Below are 22,353 nucleotides of genomic sequence, written 5' to 3'. Positions count from 1 at the left end.
CCGATATTCCAGATCGAATTAGTAGGCATTATGGGCGCGCAGGGAAGCCCGCCGCAAGCCCCGGTCGCCCGATTGTCCATATTTACTACCTACTAAGTATGGATTAGTCTCGTCGCGTGACCTCCCCAGCCCAGGCCCGCCCCTACCGGATCGCTCTCGTCGGAGGCGGACCCCGCAGCACATCCCTCCTGGAACGCATCGCCGCCAACCTCCCCCTCCTGGCACCCGGCCGGCGCGTGTACGTGCACGTCCTCGACCCGTTTCCCCCCGGGGCCGGCCGCATCTGGCGCCGCGAACAGTCCGAACACCTGTGGATGAACACCACCGCAGGCGACTGCACGATGTACACCGACCCGTCGGTGACCTGCGACGGGCCCATCGTCCAGGGCCCGACCCTGACCGAGTGGGCCACCCGCCTGGCCGCGGGCGGGCTCGAACGCCCGCCGGGGTTCACCACCGACGAGCACGACCTGGCCGAGGCGCGCCGGGTGAGCGCCGGCTGGTTCTCCACCCGGCGCCTTCTCAACCGGTACCTCGCCTGGGTCTTCCACGACACGGCCGCCCGCGCACGCGGGGACCTGTCGGTACGCGCGCTGCCCTCGACCGTCGTCGACCTGCTCGACCTGCCCGGCGGCGGCCACCGGCTGGTGCTGGAACCCGGTTTCGGCCACCTCGACGCGGACGCCGTCGTGCTCGCCCAGGGCGGCACCCCCACGGCCCCCACCGACGAGGAGGAGCGGCTGGCGCGCCACGCCGATGATCACGGCCTCGTGCACCTGCCGACGGCGCCCACCGCCGACGCCGACCTGGACCGCGTCCCGCCCGGCGCGCGGGTGCTGGTGCGCGGCCTGGGCCTGGCCTTCGTCGACACCGTGGTGCTGCTGACCTCGGGGCGGGGCGGCACGTTCGTGCGGTCGGCCGACGGCACGCTGCGGTACCGGCCCTCGGGGCGCGAACCGCTGCTGTGGGCGGGGTCCCGGCGCGGTGTTCCGTACCATTCCAAGCTCCACTACGACCTGCCCGGAGCGCGCCCGCCGCTGCCCCGACACCTGACCCCCGAGGTGCTGGCCGGGGGCGGGAAGTGGAACCTGGGCGAGGACGTGTGGCCCCTGATCCTGCGCGAGATCACCCACGCCCACTACCACGAGCTCGCCACCCAGCACCCCGAGCGCCTGGCCGTCCCCGCCCGCGAGTTCCTCGACCGGTTGGAGACCCTGGACTGGGAGGGGCCGGGGCTCAAACACCTGGTGACCGAGGCCGTCCCGCACGAGCACGACGTCTTCGACGTGGAACGCATCGACCGTCCGCTCGCGGGACTCCGGTTCGGCGGCCACGAAGAGCTCGCGGACTGGATGCGCACGTACATGCGCGGCGACCTGGAACGGCGCAGGGACGAGCAACACAGCCCCGACCTGGCCGTCTTCTTCGCGCTGCTGTCGGTCTTCGGGGTGCTGTCCGAGGCGCTCGCGGCCGGCCGGATCGCCCCGGAGAACCTGACGCAGGACCTGGACCGGTTCCGGGGGTTCTTCAGCTTCCTGGCCAGCGGGCCGCCCGGGCCCCGCTTGGAGGAGTTGCTGGCCCTGACCGACGCCGGGGTCCTGCGCTTCACGGGGGCCAACACGGCCGTCGAACCGGTGCCCGGCGGGTTCGAGGCGTCGTCGGACAGTACCGGGGCCACAGTGCGGGCCGAAGCGCTGGTCGAGGCACGCCTGCCCCGGTACTCGCTGGAGCGCACCACCGATCCGCTGCTGAGCGCGCTGCGGGCGCGGGGGCGTGTGCGGGCCCGCGCCGACGACGGGCTCATCGACACCGACCCGGAGCAGCGGCTGGTGGACTCCGAGGGGCGGGCCCACCCCATGCTGTTCGGTGCCGGGATCATGGTGGCCGGCGGGGTGGGGTCGGGCGGTTTCTCGCGGCCCCGCACCGACGCCGGGTTCTTCCGGCAGAACGACCGGTTGGCGCGGACGCTGTTGGCCCCGGACGGTTCGGACGGTTCGGGCGGACCGGGCGCTGCGTGATCGCACCCGGTCCGCTGCGCGCTCCGGGACGTGTGCCGTTCCGGGCCGCGCCCCAGTGTCAGGGGCCCGGAACGGGTGTCGGCTCTCCGGCCCCGGACGGCTCTCGGGTCGCACCGCGGTCGGGCGCCGGGCGCGGGCGCAGCCCCAGGTTCTCCCGCAGCGTCGCCCCCTCGTATTCGGTGCGCAGGGCACCGCGTTCGCGCAGCAACGGCACGACGCGGTCCACGAACTCGTCGAGCCCGCCCGGCGTGAGGTGCGGGACCAGTACGAACCCGTCGCAGGCGCGGGTCTCCACGTGCTCGACGAGCGTGTCGGCCACGGTCCGCGGGGTTCCGACGAAGGTCTGGCGCGCCGACACGCGCACCACGAGCTCGCGGAGGCTGAGCCCTTCGGCCTCGGCCAGGTCCCGCCATTCCCGCGCCTTGGCGGCACGGTCGTGGAAGCGGGCCGCCGCCTTGCCCTGGGTCACGACGGTGTCCAGGTCGGGTTCGACCGTGGGGAAGGGGCCCTCGGGGTCGTGGTCGGACAGGTCGCGCCCCCACACCTGCTCGACGAACTGGATCGCGGTCGCGCCGCTGACCTGCTGGTACCTGATGTGCCGCGCCCGCTCGGCCGCCTCCTCCTCCGTGTCGCCGAGCACGAGGGTGGCGGCGGGCATGATGAGCAGATCGTCCTCGTCCCTGCCGTGCGCGGGCAGGCGTGCTTTGACGTCGGCGTAGAACTCACGGCCTTCCTCGAGCCCGCCGTGCCGGGAGAAGACGACGTCCGCCTGGGCGGCGGCGAGGTCGCGGCCGCGGGGTGAGTCTCCGGCCTGGATGATCACGGGGTGCCCCTGGGGCGGGCGGGGCACGGTGGCGTTGCCGGCGATGTCGAAGAAGCGGTCCCGGTGGCTCACGGGGTGCACGGCCCCGGGCCGGGCGGTGCCGCGCGTCCCGGTGTGCGGGCTGAGCGCGTCGGTGTCCCAGGAGTCCCAGAAGGCCCGGGCCGCCCGCAGGAAGGACTCGGCCCGTTCGTAGCGGTCGGCGTGGTCGAGGTAGCCGCCGCGGCGGAAGTTCTCCCCGGTGAAGGCGTCGGAGGAGGTGACGACGTTCCAGGCGGCCCGGCCCCCGCTGAGGTGGTCGAGGGTGGCGATCTGGCGGGAGATCTCGTAGGGCTCGTTGTAGGTGGCGCTGAGGGTTCCGGCGAGACCGAGGTGCTCGGTGACCGCGGACAGCGCGGCCAGGACGGTCAGGGTGTCGGGGCGGCCCATGACGTCGAGGTCGTGGATGCGTCCGCGGTGTTCGCGCAGGCGCAGGCCCTCGGCGAGGAAGAGGTAGTCGAACCCCCCGCGCTCCGCGGTGCGGGCGAGGTGGGCGAAGGAGCCGAAGCCGATCTGACTGTGTGAGCGCGGGTCGGCCCACACGGTGGTGTTGTTGACGCCGGGGAAGTGCGCGGCCAGGCGGATGCGTCGGCCGGTGCGGCGGTCGGAGGCGCTCATCGCGGGGCTCCTTCACTGGCGGGGGCGGTGGGTGCGGTGCGCGCGGTGGGCGCGTGACGGTTGGCGGGCCGGCGCAGGCCCAGGTTCCCGCGCAGGGTGTCGGCGGTGCGGGCGGTGCGCAGGATCCCGGCCTCCTTCAGCAGCGGGACGGTGTCGGCGGCGAACCGCTCGAGGTCGACCGGTAGGACGGCGGGGCGCAGCGTCAGACCGTCCACGGCCTCGGACCATGCTTCGATCTCGCGGGCCAGGTCACGCGGGGTCCCGGCGAAGGTGGCGGCCGGCCTGGAAGGCGCGGAGGGCTTGGCTCCGGAGATCCCGGTTCCGCGGGCGCCGGTCTCGGGGGCGCCGTCCCCGGGCACGAGCGCATCGAGCCGGGCGCTGCGTTCCTCGGCGATGCGCCGGTCCCGGTCGAGCACGATGCCGAGGTCGGCCAGCACACGGACCTGCCCCGGGTCGCGGCCCGCTCCCCGGACGGCCCGGTGCACCTCGGCCCGGCGCTGCGCCGCGCGTTCCGGGGTCCGGGCCCGGATGAGCACGGCGTCGGCGTACCGGGCGGCGGTCCGGAGCCGGTCGTCGGTGTCGGCGCGCACGAAGACCACCGGATGGCCCTGGGGCGGGCGGGGTGTGATCGAGGGCCCGCGTACGGTCCAGCCGGTGTCCTCCGCGTGGGGGCCGTCCTCCGGCCGAGCGTCCTCGCGCCGCACGTACTCGTGGTCGACGTAGTGGAGCCGGTCCCGGTCGATGAAGCGGCCGGTGGCGACGTCACGGATCTCCGCGCCGTCCTCCCAGCTGTCCCACAGTGCCGAGGCGGCGTCGACGACCGCTCCGGCCTCGTTCCAGAGCTCCTCGGCGGGGGCCACCGGACGGCGTCCCACGAGCCGGGCGTCGTCCTCGGTGTCGGAGACCTCGACGAGCCAGCCGGCCCGGCCCCGGGAGGCGTGGTCGAGCGAGGCGATGCCCTTGGAGACGTGGAAGGGCTCGGTGTGGGTGGTGGTGACGGTGGGGACCAGGCCGATCCCCGAGGTGACCGGGGCCAGGGCGGCGAGGGTGAGCAGCGCGTCGGGGCGCCCCGGAACGCCCGGGCGTCCGGGTGCGGCGAAGCTGTCGTCGAGGGTGACGTAGTCGAGGGTCGCGCGCTCGGCGAGACGGGCGCTGTGGGCGTAGTGGGCCGCGGTGAAGAGTTCGTACGGGGCTGCGGGTGTCGAGCGGTGGGCGGCCGGATGGGAGCCGGCGCCGTCGATGGCGGCGCCGATGTGCAGGGGGTGGGCCACGGGTCCCTCCTCGTCGGTCTCCTGTGGCGTTCTTATCTCAATTAAACCTACATGAATGGTGGGGTATTTCGAAGAGGGGTCCGGGGGTTGCGACTGCAGGGCGATGACTTAGAATCTTCGTATGAATGAAGATAAGAAGGCTTGCAGTTTCGGACTCGACAGCCCCTACGTCGACCTGGCCGTGGAGGTGTTCCGGCTGCTGTCGGACGCCACCCGGATCCGGATCGTCCTGGCTCTGCGTGAAGGGGAACGCTCGGTCAACGACCTGGCCGAGGCCGTGGGCAAGTCACCCACCACCGTCTCCCAGCACCTGGCCAAGCTGCGCTGGGGCCGCGTGGTCGCCACCCGCCAGCACGGCACCCGCGTCTACTACCGCCTCCAGGACGAGCACGTGCGCGAGCTGGTCGCACAGGCGGTCTTCCAGGCCGAGCACGCCTTGGACGAAACCCCCGCCCACCACCGAGCCGGCGTGCCCGCGGACCCGCGCAAGAGCCCCGGATGCCCCGCCGGGACCTCCTCGGACGCCCCGGAAGAGCAGACGTGACCCGGCTCCAGGCCCCGCCCGCGCTCCAGGACGGCCGCGTCCTGGCCCGGCCCCCGTCGATCTTCACGACCGCGCTCACCCTGCCCGAGGTGCGCTGGGCCCTGGGCGCCCTGGTCCTCTTCTTCCTGGGTTGGGGCCTGCAGCTGGGTGGAGCCCCGGAGCTCCTGTGGTGGGCCGCCTACTTGGCCTGCTACGGCGTCGGAGGCTGGCAGCAAGCACTGTCGGGCCTGAACGCCCTGCGCGAGAAGACCCTCGACGTGGACCTGCTGATGGTCGTCGCCGCCATCGCAGCGGCCTCCATCGGGCAGGTCTTCGACGGTGCCCTGCTCATCGTCATCTTCGCCACCTCCGGGGCGCTCGAGGTGATCGTCACCCGGCGCACCGCCGACTCGGTCGACTCACTGCTCGGACTGGCCCCCGAACAGGCCGAGCTGCTCCACGAGGACGGCAGCACGTCCACGGTCGCCGGCCGGGACCTGGAACCCGGGCACCGCATCATCGTGCGCCCCGGCGAACGCATCGGCGGTGACGGGACCGTCGTCGAAGGAGTCAGCGAGGTCGACCAGCAGGCGATCACCGGCGAATCGGTGCCCGTCACCCGGGGCATGGGCGACGAGGTGCTCTCCGGAACCGTCAACGGCACCGGCACCCTCACCGTCGAGATCACCCGACCGGCCTCCGAGTCGGTCATCTCGCGCATCGTCACCCTGGTCGAGGAAGCCTCCGGGACCAAGGCGAAGACCCAACTGTTCATCGAGAAGGTCGAGCAGCGCTACTCCCTCGGCGTCGTCGTGGGCACCCTGCTCGTGCTGACCGTCCCGATGCTCTTCTTCGCCCACACCTTCGAAGACGCCCTGCTGCGCGCGATCGTGTTCATGATCGTCGCGTCCCCCTGCGCCGTGGTGCTCTCCACCATGCCGCCGCTCCTGGCCTCCATCGCCAACGCGGGCCGGCACGGCGTCCTGGTCAAGTCGGCGACCGTCATGGAGACCATCGGCCGCTCCAGCGTGGTCGCCTTCGACAAGACGGGAACACTCACCGAGGGCTCGCCCGAGGTCAGTGCCGTCGAGCCCGGCGCCGGCCACGGCGCGGACCAGGTGCTGGCCCTCGCCGCGGCCGTCGAACGCCACAGCGAGCACCCCCTGGGCCGGGCTGTGGTGCAAACGGCCACTCAGCGGGGCCTGACCCTGCCCGAGGTCGACGGGTTCCGAGCGCTTCCCGGCCGCGGGGTCACCGGCAGCGTCTCCGGACGAACGGTCACCGTGGAACGGGCCGAGCGTGGGACCTCGACCACCGGCACCCGTGTGCAGGTGCGGTGCGGGGACGAGGTCATCGGAACCATCCTGCTGGTGGACCGGTTGCGCGTCGACGCACCCGATGCGGTGCGCGCGGTCTCGCGCTTGACAGGGAGCCCGGCCGTACTGCTCACCGGGGACAACGCGTCCACCGCGGCGGCGGTGGCCCAGCGCACCGGGATCGGGACGGTGCACCACTCCCTGATGCCGCAGGACAAGGTCGGCATCGTCGACGAGCTGTCGGCACGGGGTGAGCACGTCCTGGTGGTCGGGGACGGCATCAACGACGCCCCGGCCCTGGCAACGGCCGGCACCGGGGTGGCGATGGGGCGCCGCGGTTCGGACCTGGCCCTGGACACCTCCGACGTGATCATCGTGCGCGACGAGCTCGGGGCGTTGGAGAACCTGGTTCGTCTGTCCCGGAAGGCACGGCGTTACGTCATCGCCAACCTGACCATCGCCGCGACCTTCATCGTGACGCTGGTGACGTTGGATCTGGTGGCCACCCTGCCCCTGGGTCTGGCCGTGGCCGGCCACGAGGGGTCCACGGTCCTGGTCGCGCTCAACGGCGCCAGGCTGCTCCGGCGCTCGGCCTGGGAGGGGTGACCCGGCGTGCACGGTGCCCGTGGGGCCGGGTGCCGTGCACGATCTGCCCCGCGATCGGCTCTGGAGACCGGGCCCGTGCGCCGGCCCTCAACCGGAGCGGTCGTGAAGATGGTCGATCCACCGTTCGGCGGGCAACCCCACGTCGAGGGCCTGCTGCATGAGCAGCGCCATGGAGTACTGCGGATCCGCCTCCAGCGAGACCTCCAACGCCGCCCGGGCCAGGACGAGGTCCTCGAGCTGCCAGGCCGCGACGGCAGCCAGTGCGGCAGGTGCGGCGCGGTCCGCGCGGGCGGCCATGTGCCCTGCGTGGCCGGCATCTTCGGCGCTCGCGCCCTGGGCCGTGGAGGCACCGTGCTCAGGGTGCCCGGTGTGCGCTCGCCGGCCCGGCTCGGCGGCAGGGCCCTGGTCGGCCCGGTCGACCGTGTCCGCCCACGGGGCGTGCTCGCCCGCCCCGGAACCCCGGGCCGGCAGGGACGCCCGGGTGACGCGGGACCACAGGTCCAGGTGGGTGCGTGCGGTCTCGGGGGTGATCGTGGCCCAGACGGTGTCCCGCACCGGACGCTCTCGCAGGAACACGGCGAGCCGGATCAGCTCCTCCACCCCGTGGGGACCTGCCCCGGTGCGCTCGGCCTCGACCGCGGACCGCACGACCGCCGCCCCGCAACGGCGCAGGACCCGCTCCCCGGACCGGCGCAGGCGTTCGGCCTCGGACTCCGCGTCCATGAGCGCAGCCCGGACCGTCTCGGCCCTGAGCGACCCGGGCGGGTCCAGGGTCCGGCGCGCCCGCGCGATCCCGTCCATCACGGTGCGCAGCGGCGGACGCGGGGCCAGCCCGCGCAGGACCGCCTCGGCGGGCCCGGTGGAACGGTCGGGGTCGAGCTCCGTCCCCTCCGGCGGACAGCATCCGGGACGCACGCACACCTGCGACCAGTAACGGCCGCCGTGCACCCGGAAGGCCTCCAGGACCTTGAGGCCCCGCCGTCCGGCCGTCGTGACCAGACCTCCCACGTGGCCGGAGACCTGGGCCGCGGTTCCGTACCCGACCACGATGACGGCATCGGCGCCCTCGGTGACCGCGCTGTCCACAGGCGGCCCGGCGCAGGCGAGCGGGTCTGCGGCCTCGGCCTGCCCGAGGTCGCGGCACAGGACCGAGCGCACGCTCCTGCCGCACAGGGTGAGCACCACCAGGCCGGGTACGGGCGGTTCCCCGACCAGGTAGGGCATGGTCGCGACGACGTCGTTGGGCGAGGACAGGCTGATGCGCTCGGACGAGGGCTCGGCGGGCGGGCCGGTGCCCGGGGTACCGCTGTCGGTGGAGCCGCTGATCGGACCGCCCTGGGCCCGGCCGGTCAGCCCCTCCACGGGGGTGTCGGGCGCGGGCACAGAACGGGATCCGCGGTGGGTCCCGGGGTCGGGCCCCGGGAGGGGTGAGGGCGCAGCGGGTCCGTCGTCCCGAGCGCGGGCTGTCCGGCCGCCGTCGGACGCATCGCTCTGGGCGGTGTCGTGTTCCTGCTCCAGATCCGGTTCGCGGCTGCGGTCCCGTTCGTGTTCGAGCTCGTGCCCGGGCGCCTGTTCGGGGCCCGGCCCGGGCGCATCTGCGCGCCCAGGCCGGTCGGGGCCGTGCTCGGAGCCGTCGTCGGGGTCGATCGGGTGAGGGGTGTGGTGTGAGGCCATGACCTCACGGTGAGTGACGCCGGATCGCCCCGCAATGGCGTTCTCCCGGCCTGTGGACAACGCTGGCGCGCAGGTCAGCGACGCCGCCCGAAGAAACGCCCACCAGGGGGCGCAAGGGGTCCCTCCGAGGCAGGCTCACCGCCCCGGGGCGACGTCGCTCATTCGGCCGGCGTGGCCCTCGGGCAGGGGTCCACCCGTGACGGACGGGGGTACCCCGAGAGGGCTCGGGCGGTGTTCCGGGGGAGCTGCCCGGCAGGGCCGGGGCCGGCCTCAGGGGTGTTCAGCAGAAGGCTTTCGCATCGGCGAGCGCCCGCACAGGCGGCCTCGCGCACGACAGTGCGCGAAGGCCGGCCTGATCGGCTTCACAGGGGCGAAACGAGAGGCGTCCTGGTCGTTGCACGTAAACACAGTCGCGCGCCGACGCGTCCGTCGAGGGCGCTGGTGGGCGACGGTACAGGAGCGGAATGCTTCAAAGAGCATGACCCCGGGGACCGTCCGCCGGGGCGGGCGGAGAGCTCGCAGAGCGTCGCCCGCCAGGCCTGCGCCCGGGAACCCGGCCGGCCCCGACACGTTCCGTCCGGGGCCGACCGGGTTCGACCGGCCGCGCGCTTCCGGTCAGGGGATCTCGCCGGCCGGGACCCCGGCGTCCCCGGCGTCCCGAAGGCCTTGGGCGTCCCGCACGTGCCCGGACGGTCCTGCGTCCGCAACGTCCCCGGCGGGGTCGCCCACGGGACACCGGACCGGGTCCCCGGTCGCCGCTCCGTCGGACGCAGCCCCACGAATGTCTGCGTCGGCACCGGTCGCCTGTTCCGACAGGTCGGACCGTGGTTCGCCGACGGAAGGGCTTGGGCCCACCGAAGCCCTCGGCGCAGGGGGCTCCGTGCGCTCGCCACCCGGAACGCGCGGCGGCGCCCCGGGCGTCACCGACGGCTCCGCGACCGCAGAGGCAGCAGCCCCGGCGACCGCATCGACGGCCACCTCGGCGACCACCGCCTCGGGTACTCCGCCCTCCCGTGGCCCCGGGATGCGTCCGACCGGACCGGTGTGGCCCTCATGGCGCGCCGTCGACCGGTCCGCGGCCCGGTGCTCGGCAGCACGGTGCATGGACGCGTCGTGCCCGTGCGCCGGGTGCACCGACGGGGCGGGGCCCTCCCCGGATCCGGCGTCCCCGACCGGACCGGCCCCCTGCGTTCCGCACCCCGCAGGACACGTCTGAACCCCGCGCAACTCCACGGAACCGGGGTGGTCGGTGGAGGTTCCCACGACACCGGGACCGCCCACAGAACCGGGTTCGCCCTTGCCCTCGGGCTCCCCCACGGAATCCCCCGTCGGACCGGGCCCCCCGGCAGGCAGGCACACCCGGTTCCGCCCGGTCTCCTTCGCGCGGTACAGGGCCAGGTCGGCAGCGGTCAACAGCTCCACGAGGTCGTTCCCGTGCTCCCCGGTGACCGCCAGGCCGACCGACACGGTGATCGCGACCGGTACGTCGTCCACGGTGATCTCCATCCCGCCGACGCGGGCGCGCAGGCGCTCAGCGGCCCGGGAGGCCTCACCCACGTCCGCCCCGGGCAACAGCACCACGAACTCCTCGCCACCGAACCTTCCGAGCAGGTCGGACTGGCGCAGCTGCTGGTCGATGGTCGTGGCGACCCCGAGCAGCACCTGGTCACCGAAGAGGTGTCCGTGACTGTCGTTGACGCGCTTGAAGTGGTCGATGTCGATGATGAGCACGGCTGCACGCCCCCTCGTGCTGCGGGCCCGCGCGATCGCGTTCACGGCGGCCTGCTCCCACGTGGGGGCGTTCAGCAATCCGGTCTTGGGATCGGTCCGTGCCGCGGCCCTGAGTTGGTGGTACATCAGGCTCCGCTGCAGCAGGAGGATCGGCGGCAGAGCGATGGCCAGCAGCAACAGCGAGAGCTGGGCGAGGATGGCGACGGTGATCCCGACACATAATTCGACGGCGTCCACCATGACCGCCTCGCGGTCGGCGTTGGTGCGCCGGACCCGCTCGGGGCCGTTGCTGATCCGGGCGGCGAGGGCGATCAGCGCGGTGTTGAGGCCGGTGAAGGCCATACAGCACAACACCGCCAGCAAGACCCCGCCGACCGTCAGGAGCGAGGCGGCGGAACCGGCGGAACCGCCCAGCCCCGCGATCGGGTCGCCCGCGTGCACACCGTGCCAGAGCACCGAGGCCAGGAACCCGCAGAGCGCGATCGAGCAGGCATTGAACACACGGCGGTGCACCCGCGCGCGCCGTACACGGCACTGCATCAGCACGAAGACCGGGAGCGGGACGAGGAGCGCGTAGATCGGCGGCAAGAGCACGACCACGGGGAACCACCAGGCCCCCAACAGGTCGTGCGAGAGCCCGCGCGGTTGGCCGAGGCGGCGCACGCCCTCGACGGAAACGGCCGCGCACAGGGTGAGCGCGGCGAAGGTGACCACGTCCGAGGTGGTGAGTGTGGTCAGGGCCGCGGCCACGCCGATGAGGAACAGCACGGCGAACACCAGCAGCCCCATGTAGACCACGAACCCCGGGGGTTGCTGCAGGATCGGCCAGCCGGGGCGTTCACCGTGTGCCTGTTCCGCCGCCGGTTGCTCCGGGATGCTCACGTCTCCCGCCTCCCTCCCGAACTCACTCCGTGTCGACTGCCCCATTCACCCCTGTGATGGGCCCACCCTCTCCAGAGGTTCTCCCTCAGACGGAACGTGATCGCACCGAGTTCCCCCGCAGTGCCGGAACGGCAACCCCCATGACCCCCTCTGCGCCTGCGCGCCCTAGAGCATCATCCGCATCATTGTCGACCACACACGACCCACTTTACATTACGTTGAGTAATTCATTTATTGCCCATTGTACTGCCAGCGCAGGCAGGGGCAAGGTTCCCGGGGAGCTCGTCCGAGAAGGGGGTTGGGATCGCCTGTGGATTAGGGCATCCTGCCGTGGGCGGACGACGGCCCGGAGAGTCGGAGGACCGTGGCTCGCCGGTCGGCCGCCCCGTACGTGCCCACCCCCACCGACAAGGAGTGCACCCATGAGCAAGGGTCTGACCTGGGTCTGAGGACGCACAGAAGCCGGGGGCGGGCGGCATCGGTCGTGCCGCCCGCCCCCGGGCCGGTCCGAGCGTCCGGCCGGCCACCGGACGTGCTCGTCGTGTTCTGTTATCGCCTGCGGACCTTGATCCGCTCCTGGAACCGGTACTCGGGGCCGGTTCCGGCCCCGTTCACCGACCGCTTCGGTCAGCCCCCGGAACCATGCTCGGCAGGCCCTCGTGCGGTCTCGTAGGCCCGGCGGAAGGACCGGAACCGTTCCAGCTCGGCCTCCAACGGGCGCACCACACGTTCCCCGGCGATCTCGCGCATGCTCGCGTCCGCGGTGCGTTCGATCTCCTCACGCCGCTGGACGGCCGCGACCTCCACGAGGTTCCCGCAGCCCACCCCCGTGAGCCAGCCGACCACCAGCGAGGCGGCCACGACCGCAGCCGAGTAGGCGATGAAGACCGGGTCGTCGAAGACCCGGAGCCCGGTGATGCCGCCGCCCAACCAGCTCACCGCCGACACCAGCGCCCAGGCAGCGCCCACGCCGGCCACACCCAGCAGCACGTACTGCACCAGGCGCGCGAAGGCCCACCAGGAGGGGGTCCGCTCCGACCCGCGTACGGCGGCGTCGACGGTCTTGCCCAGCTCGGTGGGGAGCTCGCCCACACCCGAACGGGCCGCCGCGCGCAAACGCCGGCGCCACATCGACGGCATGCCCTCGGAGACGTTGTCGGCCGCCTCCACCAGGGACTTCTCCAGCTCGGCCTCGTGCGCGTCGACCCGTCCGGACACCCCGTTCTCGGTGTCGCGGCGCACGAAGTCCAACTGCACCGCTGCCAACGGATCCTTGCGCAGCTTGGCGAGCCGGCGCGCCACCGGCCACCCGACCCTGCGCCGGCCGCGGCGCACGTCGTTGGCCTCCGTGACGTCGGCGACCGCGCTGACCCCGGCCGCGTTCGACAACCCCTTCTGCAGGGAGGAACGCACCTCGGTCGAGACGGTCGTGGGGATCTCGCCCTCGCCCTGGAACGGTTCGAAGTCCCCGATGATGACGTCGAGGTCGGCGTCGAGGCGGTCGACCAGGGCACGCCGCTCGTGCACGGTCTCGACCAGGAACTCGCGCAGGTCGTCCACGCCCTGGTCGGTGGTGGTCGAGGTGGTGATGATGCGCGGGTGCACACCCGACTCGCTCTCGAGCAGGCGCCGCAGGTCGGTGAGCAGCTCCTCGAGCTCCTCGTTCCCGACCCGGTCGACCTGGTTGAGCACGGCCACGGTCACCGCGCCGTGCCCGGCCATCTTGGCCAGGTAACGGTGGTGGACGGCAGCGTCGGCGTACTTCTGCGGGTCCAGGACCCACACGAGCAGGTCGACGGAGCCGATGAGCCGGTCGGCTTCGGCGGTGTGCATGCTGCGGACCGAGTCGTGGTCGGGCAGGTCGAGCAGGACCAGCCCGTTCATCTCGGAGTTGCCGGAGTCGAGCACGCCCGTGCGCGAGTGGCGGTAGCGCTGCGGGACCCCGAGCCAGCCCAGGAGTTCGTCGGCGCCCTCGTGCCCCCACACGCAGGCGTGCGCCTTGGAGGTGGTGGGGCGAGTGATGCCGGTCTGCGACAGTTCCAGCCCGCACAAGGCGTTGAACAGGGAGGACTTGCCGCTGCCGGTGCCGCCGGCCAGGGCGACGACGGTGTGGTCGCCGGACAGGTTCAGGCGGGCCCCGGCGTGCTCCAGGAGCTGGGCGGAGCGTTCGGTCACGTTGGAGGGGATCTCGCCCTCGCCGAGCTCCTGCAGGGTGCCGAGCGCTTCGAGGCGTTCGACCAGTTCCTCGCGGGTGGAGGCGCGGGCCGGACGCCAGGTGTCGTGGTCGGTCGGGCGGTAGTCGTTCTCGTCGGAGGCGGGTCCGTCCTCGTCGGCCCCGGCCGGGGCCGAGGGGCTCGGTCCGGTGTCGCCGTCGGCCTTGCCGGTGGTGCCGGCGTTGGGGTTCACGGCCCGGAACGCGCCCGACATGGGCGAGGTGCCGGGGACGCGGTGCGGCAGCGGCTCGGCCTCGTCCGGGCCGCGCCGGCTCTCGCCCGCGTCCTCGTCCTGGTCCTGCGCCGACGCGTCGGAAGCTGCGGACGCAGTGGAGTCGACGGAATCCGCCGGGTCGTCGGCGAGCAGGTCACCCGAGGGCTCCCCGGAAGGGCGACCGCCCTCTGCGGTCGCGCCGGCGGAGGCGCTGCGGGCGGCCGTGTCGGTCTGCCCGTCGGCCTCGGTGGCACCAGTGGTCCCGTCGGCCTCGTTCGCGCCGCGCGCGGCGGCCCGGCCTCCGCTGGCCCACGGGAGCTCGGCGTCGTACGCGGACGCACCGGAATCGGGGACACCCGAGGGCCCTGCGGCTCCGGAGGAAGCGGGGTCGTCGCGCCACGGGTCCTGCCCGCCATTGGCCTCCGAGCTGTCCGAGACACCGGGAGCTCCAGTGGTGCCGGAAGTTCCATCGGCCTCGTGGGCGCCCGCGATGCCGCCGGCCGGGGTGTCCTGACGCCAGGACCCCTGCCCCCCGGTGCCCCCGGAACCCGCGTTCAAGGGCGCGGACGCGCCGGCCCCGGCAGGGTCAGAAGAAGCGGGGTCGTCGCGCCAGGGGCTCCGCCTGCCCGTGGCCTCGTGGGCGCCTGATCCCCCGAGGGCCCCAGTGACAGCTGTGGCCCCTGTGGCCCCCGCGCCGGTGGCCCGAGGCCCCTCGTTCACACGCTCGGAGCTGTCGGCCCCGGCGGTACCCGGGGCCCCCTCTGCGCCGGAGGAATCCGTGTCGTCGCGCCACGGGTTCTGGGGCTCGGCCGTCCCGGCGCTTCCGGCGGAGGCGTCGGGGCCGATGCCCCCGGCTTCGGGACGGGCCGCCCAGGGGCGCACCGTCTCGGTCCAGGACCCCTCCGCAGGGGTCGCCCCGGTCGTCCCCGTGTCTCCGGGTTCCGGCTGCGTCTCACCGGGCCGGGTCTTGGGCCGAACCGTCTCCGTCCAGGAACCCTCTGCCCCGGAACGCTGCGCTCGGCCGGCTTCGCGACCGGACACCGCCGGGAAGGACCCGGTCGTCCGGCCCGCGATCCGGGTGTCGTCGGCCGCCTCCGTGAGACTGCCGACCCACCCCGCGAGACCGTCGGGGTCGTCGTCCCCGTCCTCCGGGCTGAGCCCGCCGCTCGGCCCCGTCGGACGAGCGTGACGGCCCGTGGAACGGTGCTGGGCCCCCTCCCCGGGCCCGGCGGGCCCCGCGGGCGCCGGGTAACCGGTGATCCCGTCGTAGCCCAGTTCCTCCGGCTCGGCCTCCGCGCCCGCCTCGTCACCGTGCTCGGGGTTCTCGGGCACCGGCATCGTGTACACGCGCCAGGGACCGGGGTCGGCCTCGGCGCGCCCGGCGTCCGACGCCTGGGCCGGGGACGGCGCGTCCGACCCGTGCTGGTCCGCGTGCGGACCGGCCTGGGAACCGGTACCCGCGTCCTCCCCGTTGCCGTTGCCGTCAGCGCCGGGCTCGCCCTGGTGCCCCGCAGGGTTCCACTGAGTCGTCATCGTGTTATCTCAAGGTTGTACGTGGCCTGGTAGAGCTGGACGGCGGCGTCCTCCGACGGGACCCCCGCCGACGCGAGCGCGGTGTCGAAGGGCAGGCGCTCGCGACGGAGCAGCCCCTCGATGCGCTCCCGCAGGTTGTCGCGCGCGGTCGCGCCCATGCTGCGCAGGGACGGTGCTCCGAACAACCCCTTGAGCAAGCGCTGCGGGGAGGGCCCGGAGGCCTCGGCGGCGTGGGCTCCGCCCCCCGACTGGCTGCGCTCGTAACCGAGCAGGTCGATGATCAGGACCAGCGCCACGACGTCGTGGTCGAAGGTGACGAACCGGGCCACGGAGCGCTTGGTGGCGCCGCTCGCCGCGGTCATCTCCGCGATCTCGCGCTGCCACTCGGCGATCTCCTGCCGGATCTGCTGCGTGAGCATCCCGGTGCCGGGCTGTTCGAGCGCCGTCGCCGCGAGGTCCCCGCCGCCCGAGACGGTGCGCCACTCTTCCTCGACCTCGTCGGAGGCACGCTCGCTCGCCGAGACCACGAGGGCCTCCAGGGCGTCACGCACCGCACGTTCGAGGGAGGCGACGCGCTGTCCGCGTTCGGCCTGCTGCGCCTTGGCCTTGCGGCCGCGCTTGCTGCGCATCTTCAGGGTCTTGGCGAGTTCACCGCTGGCGGCGACCTCGTGCCAGCGCGCCAGCAGGGTCCCGCGCAGGAGGGAGCCGTCGCCCAACCCGGAGTCGATGCGCTGGGCGGCACCGGCGTAGGCGTCGTCCACGACGGACTCCAGCTGCCGGGAGAGCTCGATCTGGCCCTCCACACAGCGGGCCAGCTCGGGCACACGCTTGGCGAAGCTGTCGATGACACCGATGAAGGTACGGCGGGAGACGCGGTCGCGCTGTTCGGCCTCGCCCGCGACGTCGGCCAGGTAGTCGCGCACCGGGTCGGCGACGTTGGAGGTGAAGCGCTCCCCGGAGATCTGGTCGGTCTCGGGAACGGCGAAACGGGTGGCGTTGCCGAGCCCGTTGGCCTCCAGCATCGCTCCGAAGTGGTCGAGGAGCTGGCGGCGGCCCTTGCGCGGCACTCGCGAGAGCACCACGGCCAGGGAGGTGTCGCGGTCCCGGGCCACCTGCAGGAACTCCCACACACGGGCGTCGGCGTAGCGGGTGCTGGTGGTGACGAACACCCACAGGTCGGCGGCGTCCAGGAACTTGGACGCGAACTCGTGGTGGGCGGCGACGGCGGAGTCGACGTCCGGGGTGTCCAGCAGGGCCACACCGGGCGGCATGGCCTCGCTCGCGGCGAGCACGAGCATGCCGTCCTTACCGGGCATCGCCAGACCCTGCTGGCGCACGCGCGGCAGGGTCGGGATGAAGTGCGACTCGCTGAACCAGTCGACGTCGGCCGGGTTGCAGGCCAGCACCGGGCTGTTCGTGGTCGGACGGCGCACGCCCGTGGTCGTGACCTGCTCGCCCACCAGGCTGTTGACCAGGGTGGACTTGCCCGCGCCGGTGGATCCGGCCACGGCGATCAGCAGGGGGATGTCGGGGCGGCGCACACGCGGCAGCACGTAGTCGGAGAGCTGCGCCAGGACGTCGGCCTGGAGCTCGGCGCCCTCCTCGGCACCGGGCAGACCCTCGGCGAAACGGAGGTCCCGGATCTGGGTGCGCAGTGACTCCAGGACCTGTTCGAAGCGGCCGTCGTCGGCGGCCGGGGCGCGGTGCTTGGCCCGCCCGGCGGGGATGGGGACGGTCGGGCCCCGGCGCCCGGCGGCGTACGGGGTTCCGGCCTCGGGCACGTCGTGGTGCCCTTCGGTGGTCTGGTCGGAGGTGGCGGCCGGTCCTGGGTCGAACCGGTCCGAGGCACCGGAGCCGGTGGCGTTCGGTGCAGCCGACGGCCGGGTCATGATCGGTATGCCCTCCTCATCGGTACTGATCTGTCCCCACCGGCTCGGACGGACGCCGCCGGAGAGGTCTCACTGGAGATCGCGCCCGGTCGCCAGTCGACGGGTCTCGAACTGGGTTCCCGTGTGCAGTATGTCAAGTTCCCGCGCTGTTTTGACCACTTCTCCGATGATCACCACCGCCGGGGGCCGCACGTCGGCCGATCGGGCCTCGGCGGCGATGGTCGCCAGAGTACCCGTCACGGTTCGCTGCCCAGGCAGCGTGGCCTCCTGCACGACGGCGACGGAGGTTTCGGGGTCGCGACCGTGTGTGACCATCGCCTCGGCGACCTTGTCCAGGCGCTCCACACCCATGAGTACGACGACCGTACCGCCCGAGGCGGCGAGCCCGGCCCAGTCGACGGTCGAACGCGGATCGTCGGGCGCCACGTGGGCGGAGACGACGTGCGCGCTCTGGGCGACACCGCGGTGGGTGGTGGGCACCCCGGCGGCGGCCGGAGCTGCGAGCGCGCTGGTCACGCCGGGCACGGCCAGGACCGGAACGCCGGCCTCTGCGCAGGCCGCCGCCTCCTCGCCACCGCGGCCGAACAGGAACGAGTCGCCGCCCTTGAGCCGCACCACGAACTTGCCCTGTCGGGCGCGGTCGACGAGAACCTCGTTGATCGCCTGCTGCGCCATCGAACGGCCGTAGGGGATCTTGGCGGCGTCGACGATCTCCACGTCGGCCGGGAGGCGGTCGAGCAGGGAGGTCGGCGCGAGGCGGTCCACGACCACGACGTCGGCCTGGGAGAGCAGCTGCTGTCCGCGGACCGTGATCAGGCCGGGGTCGCCGGGGCCGCCGCCGACCAGGGCGACACCGGAGAGGCGTTCGCGGCCGCGGCGGGCGTCGAGGGTCCCGTCGGCGAGCTGCCCGGTGACGGCATCGCGGAGCCCGGCCGCGCGGCGGGGGTCACCGGAAGCGACCACACCCACCGTGACGTCCCCGACGCTTCCGCTGGCCGGCGTCCAGGCCGCGGAGGCGTGGCGGTCGTCGGCGCGCACGCACCACAGGCGGGCGTTCTCGGCCTCCTCGGCGACGGCGGCGTTGACCGCGGGGTCGTCGGTGGCGGCGTGGACCAGCCAGTAGGCGGCGGCGTCCGGGCCGGCGACGTCGCCGGGTTCGTAACCGCGCGCGGCCCACGTGATGTGCCCGGCGGCGGCGAGGTCCTCCAGCGCAGTGGACACGGCCGGGGAGACGAGGTGCACCCGGGCGCCCGATTCGATGAGGACGGGGATGCGGCGCTGGGCGACCCTTCCCCCGCCGACCACGAGCACGTCGCGTCCGGCCATGCGCAAACCAAGGAGATAGGTCATGGGAGCTCCCCTTCGGTCGTCCGGCCGGCCCCCGGCGACGTCGGCGGGGTGCGTGTGGGTCGGAGGCCCACACCGCCGGCGCTGATACGGCGATTCCTACGTATCACCTTGTCAGAGAGGTGTAACACACAGGTAAATCGGGGCGCTTCGGACGATGTGAGACGCCCCGCACCTGGGGGTGGGTACGGGGCGGATCTCGCTGGCGTGTGCGGGCGGGGCCGCTCGGTCAGGGCGCGGCGGTGATCCCGGAGTCCTCGAGGGTGGCCACCGAACGCAGGGCACGCGCCGAGGCCTGCAGCATCGGCAGGGCGAGCAGGGCCCCGGAGCCCTCCCCCAGACGCATCTCCAGGTCCACCAGCGGGCGCAGTCCGAGGTGGTCGAGGGCGGCGGCGTGCCCGGGTTCGGAGGAACGGTGCCCCGCGAAGCAGGCGCTCACCGACTCCGGGGAGATCGCTGCGGCTGCCAGGGCGGCAGATCCCGCGATGACACCGTCCAGGAGGACCGGCACGCGCATGGCGGCGCCGCCGAGCACGAACCCGGCCAGGGCGGCGTGCTCCAGTCCTCCGAGGGCGGCGAGGGTTCCGACCGGGTCGGAGGCGTCGACCGGGTTGGCCTCCAGGGCGCGGCGGACCACGTCGACCTTGCGCTTGTGGGTCTGCTCGTCCACACCGGTACCCACACCCGTGGCGTCCTCGGGGGAAGCACCGGTGTAGGCGCAGACCAGGGCGGCGGACGGGGTGGTGTTGGCGATGCCCATGTCGCCGGTGATCAGGCAGCGGTGGCCCGCGGAGACCAGGTCGCGGGCGACCTCGATGCCGGTCTCCAGCGCCTGGAGGACCTGCGGGCGGGTCATGGCCGGGCCCTGGGTGGGGTCGGCGGTGCCGCGGGCGACCTTGCGGGGCAGCAGGCCCTGGGACGGCGGGAGGTCGGCGACCACGCCCACGTCCACGACGGTGACGTCCGCACCGACCTGCGCGGCGAACGCGTTGACGACCGCTCCGCCCGACAGGAAGGTCTGCACCATCTGCGCGGTGACCTCCTGCGGCCACGGGGTGACCCCCTGGGCGTGCACCCCGTGGTCACCCGCGAACACCGCTACGGCGGCGGGTTCGGGGATCGGGGGCGGGCACTCGCCGGAGAGGCCGGCCAGGCGCACGGAGACCTCCTCCAGGACACCGAGGGAGCCCGGGGGTTTGGCCATTCTGCTCTGGCGGTCTCTGGCCTCCTCGACGGCGCGGGCGCTGAGCGCTCCGATGGCGGCGATGGTCTCCTCCAGCAAGCTCGTGGGTTCCCGTCCCGGGAGGCCGCGGCGGCCGTAGCGGTCGTGGTGGACCGCCCAGGACAGGGGGCGTCCCTTCGCCCAGCCTCCGAGGCCGAGTTCGGGTTCGGTTGGGAACTCGTCGACGTGGCCCACGCAGAGGTAGGCGACGACGTCGAGGTGAGGGGGCAGGTCGAGGGCGCGGGCGACGTCGCGTTCGTCCAGGAAGGAGACCCAGCCGACCCCGAGGCCCTCCGCGCGTGCGGCGAGCCAGAGGTTCTCCACGGCCAGCGCCGCGGAGTAGGGGGCGTTCATGGGGCGGGCGTCGCGGCCGGCGGCGGGGCGGGGGCCGCGCGTGGGGTCGACGGTGACGGCGATGTTGAGGGGGGCCTCGAGTATCGCCTCGACCTTGAGCCCGGAGAACGCGTGCGCGCGGGTGCCCGGGAGGGAGCGCGCGTGGCCCTCGCGTTCGGCGCGGGCGAGGTCGTGGACGCGGGTGCGCAGGGCGCGGTCGTCGACGACGAGGAAGTCCCAGGGTTTGGCGTGGCCGACGCTGGGTGCCTGGTGGGCGGCCTCGAGTATGCGGGTGAGGAGGTCGTGGGCGATGGGGTCGGGGCGGAACCCGACGCGGACGTCGCGGCGTTCGCGGATGGTGCGGTAGACCGCCTCGCGCTCGGCGTCGGCGTAGGCCTGGCCGGCGGAGGTGCGCGCGAGGGGTTCCGCGTCCGCATCAACGCGCGTCGCTGCCGCGTGCGGTACTGCGCCTTCCTGACCGTCCCCATGGGCGCGGGGTGCTGCGCCGGACGTGCTGGGCGCGTCCTGGGTCCCGTCTTCCTCGTGCGTACCAGCGGTCCCCGGCGCGCTACGCGCGGGCACAGGCTCGGGCGTCTCGCCAACAACCCCACCGGGCTCACCCGACGCGCTTCGCGCGTCCTGGGTCCCGTGCTCCTGGCGCGCGCTGAACGGGCCAGGCACGTGATGTGCACCGGCGGGGCCCTGGGCCCCATCCGTTTCAACAGGCGCATGCGGCGGCTCGGACGCATCGGACCTGGAGGAACGCCCAGACGCCCCGGACATGCCCACGCCCACGTGCTCGCCCGTGGGCGCAGCCCTTCCGGGGGCCACGGATCCAGTTCCGCGAGGCTCGCCCGCCGGTTTCTCCCCGACCACGTGCCTGCGCGTGCGGGACGCACCGCGCGTGCCGGACGTGCTGGGAGTGCCGGCCGCGCTACGCGCTTCCTGCGCCCCGTGTTCCTCGTGCGTACCAGCGGCCCCGGGCTCACTCGGCGCGGGCCTGGAGGGGACGGAGTCGTCGGCGGCAGCACCATCCGCGCCGTCGGGCTCACGTGTCGCGGCCTGCACGGCCTGCCGCCCGTGCTCGACGGGCGCGCTGGGTCCGCTGGGCGCGTTCATCGGGGCATGGGGGGCCTCACCAACGGCACCACCTGCGCCGCCGGGCTCACCCGACGCGCTTCGCGCGTCCTGGGTCCCGTGCTCCTGGCGCGCGCTGAACGGGCCAGGCACGTGATGTGCACCGGCGGGGCCCTGGGCCCCATCCGTTTCAACAGGCGCATGCGGCGGCTCGGACGCATCGGACCTGGAGGAACGCCCAGACGCCCCGGACATGCCCACGCCCACGTGCTCGCCCGTGGGCGCAGCCCTTCCGGGGGCCACGGATCCAGTTCCGCGAGGCTCGCCCGCCGGTTTCTCCCCGACCACGTGCCTGCGCGTGCGGGACGCACCGCGCGTGCCGGACGTGCTGGGAGTGCCGGCCGCGCTACGCGCTTCCTGCGCCCCGTGTTCCTCGTGCGTACCAGCGGCCCCGGGCTCACTCGGCGCGGGCCTGGAGGGGACGGAGTCGTCGGCGGCAGCACCATCCGCGCCGTCGGGCTCACGTGTCGCGGCCTGCACGGCCTGCCGCCCGTGCTCGACGGGCGCGCTGGGTCCGCTGGGCGCGTTCATCGGGGCATGGGGGGCCTCACCAACGGCACCACCTGCGCCGCCGGGCTCACCCGAAGCGCTTCGCGCGTCCTGGGTCCCGTGCTCCTGGCGCGCGCTGAACGGGCCAGGCACGTGATGTGCACCGGCGGGGCCCTCGGCCTCATCCATTTCAACAGGCGCATGCGGCGGCTCGGACGCATCGGACCTGGAGGAACGCCCAGACGCCCCCGATGTCCCCGGGCCCGGGTGCTCACCCGTGCCCAGAGGCGCGTCACGAGAAGGCGTTGCCCCACCAGGGGCGCGAGTTCCACCGTGCGCGCCATGTGCGCCGGCAGAGGGCTCGGCCTCGTTGCTTTCAACGGGCGCAGCAGGCGCGACAGGCGCATGCGGCGGCTCAGAGGCCACAGGCACCACAGCGGTGGCGGACTGCTCAGGGGGCGCAGGGTTCTCAGGGGCT

General features: G+C 73.6%; 10 protein-coding genes and 1 pseudogene. 3 read left to right on the top strand and 8 right to left on the bottom strand.

From position 1 onward, the window contains the following. Positions 1-116: 116 nt before the first annotated feature. The gene (locus IDM40_RS06970) at positions 117-2,018 is read left to right on the top strand and encodes an FAD/NAD(P)-binding protein (RefSeq protein ID WP_193121097.1); all 1,902 of its coding nucleotides are present in this window, start codon (positions 117-119) and stop codon (positions 2,016-2,018) included. Between the two features lie 58 nt (positions 2,019-2,076). Here the strand turns inward: IDM40_RS06970 and IDM40_RS06965 are convergent, their stop codons facing one another. Further along, the gene (locus IDM40_RS06965; protein ID WP_193121096.1) at positions 2,077-3,495 is read right to left on the bottom strand and encodes an NtaA/DmoA family FMN-dependent monooxygenase; all 1,419 of its coding nucleotides are present in this window, start codon (positions 3,493-3,495) and stop codon (positions 2,077-2,079) included. Further along, positions 3,492-4,766 carry an LLM class flavin-dependent oxidoreductase gene (locus tag IDM40_RS06960; protein WP_328806957.1) on the bottom strand — a complete coding sequence of 425 codons (1,275 nt, stop codon included), beginning with the start codon at positions 4,764-4,766 and terminating at the stop codon, positions 3,492-3,494. The genes IDM40_RS06965 and IDM40_RS06960 overlap by 4 nt, the downstream gene beginning before the upstream one ends. A gap of 121 nt (positions 4,767-4,887) precedes the next feature. On the opposite strand from IDM40_RS06960, the gene IDM40_RS06955 reads away from it, so the two are divergent. Together IDM40_RS06955 and IDM40_RS06950 are read left to right on the top strand one after the other, a co-directional pair. Then, on the top strand, positions 4,888-5,310 hold the full coding sequence (locus IDM40_RS06955) for an ArsR/SmtB family transcription factor (RefSeq protein WP_193121095.1): 423 nt from the start codon (positions 4,888-4,890) through the stop codon (positions 5,308-5,310). Further along, positions 5,307-7,211: a heavy metal translocating P-type ATPase gene (locus IDM40_RS06950; protein WP_193121094.1), complete on the top strand. Its 1,905-nt coding sequence runs from the start codon at positions 5,307-5,309 to the stop codon at positions 7,209-7,211. The genes IDM40_RS06955 and IDM40_RS06950 overlap by 4 nt, the downstream gene beginning before the upstream one ends. 87 nt (positions 7,212-7,298) lie before the next feature. On the opposite strand, the gene IDM40_RS06945 is transcribed toward IDM40_RS06950, so the two are convergent. From IDM40_RS06945 to cobT, 6 genes and pseudogenes are all read right to left on the bottom strand, one after another. Then, positions 7,299-8,885 (bottom strand): DUF4192 domain-containing protein, encoded by a 1,587-nt coding sequence (locus IDM40_RS06945; RefSeq protein WP_407939938.1) that lies wholly within the window; start codon positions 8,883-8,885, stop codon positions 7,299-7,301. Between the two features lie 1,287 nt (positions 8,886-10,172). After that, positions 10,173-11,498, bottom strand: a pseudogene (locus IDM40_RS06940) (GGDEF domain-containing protein); the annotation flags it as partial. A 627-nt stretch (positions 11,499-12,125) separates the two neighbouring features. Then, positions 12,126-14,807 (bottom strand): GTPase, encoded by a 2,682-nt coding sequence (locus tag IDM40_RS28020; RefSeq protein WP_456320157.1) that lies wholly within the window; start codon positions 14,805-14,807, stop codon positions 12,126-12,128. Positions 14,808-15,454: 647 nt separating this feature from the next. Then, positions 15,455-17,347 carry a dynamin family protein gene (locus tag IDM40_RS06930; protein ID WP_193121093.1) on the bottom strand — a complete coding sequence of 631 codons (1,893 nt, stop codon included), beginning with the start codon at positions 17,345-17,347 and terminating at the stop codon, positions 15,455-15,457. A gap of 69 nt (positions 17,348-17,416) precedes the next feature. Beyond that, entirely contained in the window at positions 17,417-18,697 is a 1,281-nt protein-coding gene (cobA, locus tag IDM40_RS06925) for a uroporphyrinogen-III C-methyltransferase (protein WP_193121092.1), read from the bottom strand. Positions 18,698-18,923: 226 nt separating this feature from the next. Further along, positions 18,924-21,032, bottom strand: coding sequence for a nicotinate-nucleotide--dimethylbenzimidazole phosphoribosyltransferase (cobT, locus tag IDM40_RS06920; RefSeq protein WP_407939942.1), 2,109 nt, complete (start codon positions 21,030-21,032; stop codon positions 18,924-18,926). Positions 21,033-22,353 lie beyond the last annotated feature (1,321 nt).

This window comes from Nocardiopsis coralli (assembly GCF_014892575.1).
GTDB classification, from domain to species: Bacteria; Actinomycetota; Actinomycetes; order Streptosporangiales; family Streptosporangiaceae; genus Nocardiopsis; species Nocardiopsis coralli.
This window is presented reverse-complemented; position numbering and strand designations above follow the sequence as displayed.

Coding starts and splice junctions, on each gene's coding strand:
- IDM40_RS06965 (WP_193121096.1), bottom strand. CDS start 3,495: ATGAGCGCCTCCGACCGCCGCACCGGCCGACGCATCCGCCTGGCCGCG.
- IDM40_RS06955 (WP_193121095.1), top strand. CDS start 4,888: ATGAATGAAGATAAGAAGGCTTGCAGTTTCGGACTCGACAGCCCCTAC.
- IDM40_RS06945 (WP_407939938.1), bottom strand. CDS start 8,885: ATGGCCTCACACCACACCCCTCACCCGATCGACCCCGACGACGGCTCC.
- IDM40_RS06930 (WP_193121093.1), bottom strand. CDS start 17,347: ATGACCCGGCCGTCGGCTGCACCGAACGCCACCGGCTCCGGTGCCTCG.
- cobA (WP_193121092.1), bottom strand. CDS start 18,697: ATGACCTATCTCCTTGGTTTGCGCATGGCCGGACGCGACGTGCTCGTG.
- cobT (WP_407939942.1), bottom strand. CDS start 21,032: ATGTCCGGGGCGTCTGGGCGTTCCTCCAGGTCCGATGCGTCCGAGCCG.